Source organism: Curtobacterium sp. B18, assembly GCF_000333375.1.
GTDB lineage: Bacteria > Actinomycetota > Actinomycetes > Actinomycetales > Microbacteriaceae > Curtobacterium.
This window is the reverse complement of sequence record NZ_BACZ01000651.1, coordinates 1-4543: the sequence shown is the minus strand read 5'-3', so window position 1 is coordinate 4543 and position 4543 is coordinate 1. Positions and strand designations below refer to the sequence as shown.

The window sequence follows — 4543 nt, the reverse complement described above, 5'->3', positions numbered from 1 at the left end:
CGAAGGTGTCGAGTTCGTCGGCGCCGCCGATGCCCTCGGCGACCGCCACGGCGCAGCAGGGAGCGCGCCCGTCGTCGCGACCGTGCAGGAGCTCGTCGCGCTCGGGATCGACACGGCCGTCGTGGCCGTCCCCACCGCCTTCCACGAAGCGGTCGGGCTCGAACTCGCCGCCGCCGGGGTCCACGCCCTCATCGAGAAGCCGGTCGCGGTCGACGAACAGGCCGCCGCGCGACTCGTCAGCGCGTTCGACGCCGCCGGACTCGTCGGCGCCGTCGGACACATCGAGCGCTACAACCCGGCGCTCCGCGCACTCCGCACCCGGCTCGACGCCGGCGAGCTCGGCGAGGTCTACCAGATCGCGACCCGTCGGCAGGGGCCGTTCCCGGCACGCATCGCCGACGTCGGCGTGGTGAAGGACCTCGCGACCCACGACATCGACGCGACCGCGTGGATCACCCGGTCGCCGTTCGTCCACGTCGGCGCGCTCGCCTGCACCAAGAGCGGTCGCCCGCACGAGGACCTCGTGACCGTCACCGGGCAGCTCGCGGACGGCACCGTCACCTCGCACCTGGTCAACTGGCTGACGCCGTTCAAGGAGCGGCTCATCGTCGTGACCGGCGAGCGCGGGGCCTTCGTCGCCGACACGCTGCACGCCGACCTCACGTTCCACGAGAACGGGACCACCGCCACCGCCTGGGACCAGGTCGCGGCCTTCCGCGGGGTCGCCGAGGGGGCGAGCACCCGCTTCGCGATCGAGAAGCGCGAGCCGCTGCTCGTCGAGCACGAGGCGTTCCGCGACGCCGTCCTCGGACGCGGAGACGACATCGTGACGCTCGCCGAGGGTGCCCGCACGGTCGCCGTCGCCGAGGCCGTGCTCCGTTCCGCGCAGACCCGCACCGCACTCCACCTCGCGGCCTGACCGCTTCCGTCCGCACCCGTCCGCACCCGTCCGCACCGGACCACCAGAACCCGTCCCGGCCCCGCCGGAGAGAGCAGCACACCATGAACGTCGTCGTCGTCGGCCTCGGCAAGATCGGCCTCCCGCTGGCCGTCCAGTACGCCCGATCGGGCGCGACCGTCACCGGACTCGACGTGGCACCCGCCGTCGTCGAGTCGGTGAACGCCGCGGTCGAACCCTTCCCCGGTGAGCACGGGCTCGCCGCCGGCCTCGCCGAGGTCGTCCCCGCCGGGATGCTCCGCGCCACCACCGACCCCGCCGACGCGATCCCGACGGCCGACGTCGTCGTGATCGTCGTGCCGCTCTTCGTCGGCCAGGACGGTGCCCCCGACTTCGGCTGGATGGACGCTGCGACGGAGTCGATCGGCGCGCACCTCCGCCCCGGCACGCTCGTCGCCTACGAGACCACGCTGCCGGTCGGCACCACCCGCACCCGGTGGGCGCCGATGCTCGAGCGCGCCTCCGGGCTCACCGAGGGCCGCGACTTCCACGTCGTGTTCTCGCCGGAGCGGGTGCTCACCGGGCGGGTCTTCGCGGACCTCCGGCGCTACCCGAAGCTCATCGGTGCGCTCTCCGGAGCCGGAGCCGACCTCGCCGACGACTTCTACCGGGCGGTCCTGCAGTTCGACGACCGGTCCGACCTGCCGCGCCGGAACGGCGTGTGGGACCTCGGGTCCGCCGAGGCCGCCGAGATGGCGAAGCTCGCCGAGACGACCTTCCGCGACGTCAACATCGCGCTCGCCAACGAGTTCGCGGTGTTCGCCGGGCGGAACGACATCGACGTCGCCAAGGTGATCGAGGCCTGCAACTCGCAGCCGTACAGCCACATCCACCAGCCGGGCATCGCCGTCGGCGGCCACTGCATCCCGGTCTACCCGCAGCTCTACCTCTGGAACGACCCGGACGCCACCGTGGTGCGCGCCGCCCGTGCGCGGAACCAGGCGATGCCCGACCACGCGGTCGACCTCCTCGCGCGCCTCCACGGCGACCTCGCGGGCCAGCGTGTCGTCGTGCTCGGTGCCGCCTACCGCGGGGGCGTCAAGGAGACCGCGTTCTCCGGGGTCTACGGCACGGTCACCGCGCTCGAGCAGCGCGGTGCGACGGTCACGGTCTCCGACCCGCTGTACTCCTCGTCGGAGCTCGAGCGGCTCGGCTTCACGGCGCACGTGCCGGGGGAGCCGGTCGACGCAGCGGTGGTCCAGGCCGACCACGCCGAGTACCGGACGATGGACCACGGCTCCCTGCCGGGCGTCCGCACCGTCGTCGACGGTCGACGCGTCCTCGACACGGCCAAGTGGGACTGCGTCGTCGTCGCCATCGGGGCACCTGCCGCGAACTGACATGCAACATGTGCAGAACTGCCGTCCGGGAGTCCTGCGCACCTAGCCTGCGGTCATGGACTCCAGGCCCCGTCCGTTCGACATCGTGCACGTGTCGAGCGCCCATCCGTGGACGGACAACCGTGTGCACCTCCGATCCGCAGCCACCGCGGCCGCGACCGGGTACCGGACCGCTCTGGTCGCCGTCTCGACCGACGGCCGCGCCGATCGTGACTGGGACGACCCCGATCCGACGACGGGCGTCTACGTCCGACGGCTCCGACGGCGACGACGCGCCGCCCGAGTGACGCTCTCGACCGCCCAGGCCGTCCGAGCGGCGTGGTCGTCCCGTGCCCGGGTCGTGCACCTGCACGACCCGGAACTCCTCTGGTCGGTACCGCTCCTGCGTGCGGCCGGTCGCGCGGTCGTCTACGACGCGCACGAAGACCTCCCCGCCCAGGTCGCCGGCAAGGAGTACCTCGGCCGGGCTGGTCGACGGCTCGCCGTGCCGATCGCGCACGCTGCGATCGCCGTGGCACGCCGAGCCTCGTTCGTGGTCGCGGCGACCCCGACGATCGCGGAACGGTTCGATCCGAGGTCGACCGAGGTGGTCCGGAACTTCCCCCGGCTCCGAGCGGTCGACCACGGGCTCCCGCCGTCCCAGCGCCGACGACGCATCGCCTACCTCGGTGCGTTGAACCGTGACCGCGGGCTGTCGGTCGTGACGGCGCTCGCCGACTCCCTGCACCGGGCACCCGGGTGGTCGCTCGTCGTCGCCGGGCAGATCGATGCGGCCGTCGATCGCCGCGCCTTCGACGCACAGATCGCGACCGGGCGGATCGCCTACGCCGGCGTCCTCGCTCCCGATGCGGCACGCGACGTGTTGCTCGATGCGCGCATCGGGATCGTCCCCCTCCTACCGACGCCGGCGTTCCGGACCTCGATCCCGACGAAGCTCCTCGAGTACCTCGCGGCCGGTCTGGCCGTGATCGCGACCGACGTCCCCGCCTGGCGTGCGCTCGTCGACGGCTTCGACTGTGTGACGTGGGTCCCACCGGATGACCCGGAGGCGATCCTCCGCGCCGTTCAGGCGTACGACGACGACCCGGCGCTGCTCGACCGACACGGTCGTGCGGCGGCCGAGGCCGCTCGCACCCGGCTGCACTGGGGACGCGAGTCGGGGCGGCTCACGGGGGTCTACCGCCGCCTGGGCCTCCCGGACCCGATCGGGGGCCTTTCTTATGGCATGTGATATTCTGTATCTCGACGGCCACGCAACGATGGTCGAGGACGGAAGGTCGACCCATGCGCCGGATCAGGACGCGCCGAGTCACGGCACGGAGACTGCCCGCCGTCGCGGTGATCCTGTCGGGCACGCTGATCGGGCAGGGGACCGTCATCGCCGTGTCGCCACTGCTGACGCGCGCGTACGGGCCGTCGGACTTCGGCGCGCTCGCGGTGATCACGGCCCTGTGCTCGATCCTCGGCGCGTTCGCCACCACGGGGACGGACCGCGCGCTGATGGTCGCCCCGACGGATCGCGCGGTGCGGCACCTCGTGCTCTTCGGACTGATGACCTCGGCCGTCGTCGCGGGAGCCGTCGGGGCGGCGGCCTGGTCCTTCCGGGACGCCCTCGCCGCGGGCTTCGACGCCCCGTCGCTCGCGGAGCTCTGGTGGCTCTTCCCCCTGACGACCGTCGCGATCAGTACCTTCCGGATCGTGAGCGCGACCGTCGCGCGACGACAGCGCTACACCGACCTGGCCACCCGGAACGCTGTGCAGGGGCTGGCACAGACCGCGTGGAACCTGCTCGCCGCACCGCTCGGACCCGTCGGCCTGCTCGCTGGCCTGTCGGTGGGCCGACTGGCGGGGGTGCTCGGCTCCCTGCCCGGATCCCGTCGCCGCATGCTCGAGGCGTCGGCGTCGGCGTCGGCGTCGGCGTCGGCGTCGGCGTCGGCGTCGGCGTCGGCACCCGCTTCGGTGTCCGTGTCGCGGTCGGACCGCATGGCGGCGACGCTCGGCGCACACCGGCGGTTCCTGCTCGTGACGCCCTGGTCCGCGCTCCTCAACGTCCTCGGGCAGCAGGGACCCAGTGTCCTCATCGCCCTCGCCCTGGGCAGCACGTCGGCCGGGTACGTCGCCCTCACGATGCGTGTGCTTGGTACACCCGTCGGCATGCTGGCGGACGCGGTCGCGCAGTGGTCCGGCGGCGTGTTCGGGCGATCGGTCCGCTCCGGCACACCGGGGACCGGCTGCTCAGACGGAT

General features: G+C 72.9%; 4 protein-coding genes. All 4 read left to right on the top strand.

Features of this window, described 5'->3' with window-relative positions:
• The coding region (locus I5E_RS17515; RefSeq protein WP_022908131.1) for a Gfo/Idh/MocA family protein at nt 1–919 on the top strand (919 nt) is incomplete at its 5' end.
• Between the two features lie 83 nt (nt 920–1002).
• Nucleotides 1003–2298: a nucleotide sugar dehydrogenase gene (locus tag I5E_RS17510; RefSeq protein WP_022908130.1), complete on the top strand. Its 1296-nt coding sequence runs from the start codon at nt 1003–1005 to the stop codon at nt 2296–2298.
• Between the two features lie 55 nt (nt 2299–2353).
• Nucleotides 2354–3529 carry a glycosyltransferase gene (locus I5E_RS17505; RefSeq protein ID WP_022908129.1) on the top strand — a complete coding sequence of 392 codons (1176 nt, stop codon included), beginning with the start codon at nt 2354–2356 and terminating at the stop codon, nt 3527–3529.
• Nucleotides 3530–3582: 53 nt separating this feature from the next.
• Nucleotides 3583–4543: lipopolysaccharide biosynthesis protein (locus I5E_RS24815; RefSeq protein WP_148287032.1), on the top strand; the 961-nt coding region annotated here is incomplete at its 3' end.

Excerpts from the sequence above, each read along its gene's own strand:
- I5E_RS17510 (WP_022908130.1), top strand. The coding sequence starts at position 1,003 with ATGAACGTCGTCGTCGTCGGCCTCGGCAAGATCGGCCTCCCGCTGGCC.
- I5E_RS17505 (WP_022908129.1), top strand. The coding sequence starts at position 2,354 with ATGGACTCCAGGCCCCGTCCGTTCGACATCGTGCACGTGTCGAGCGCC.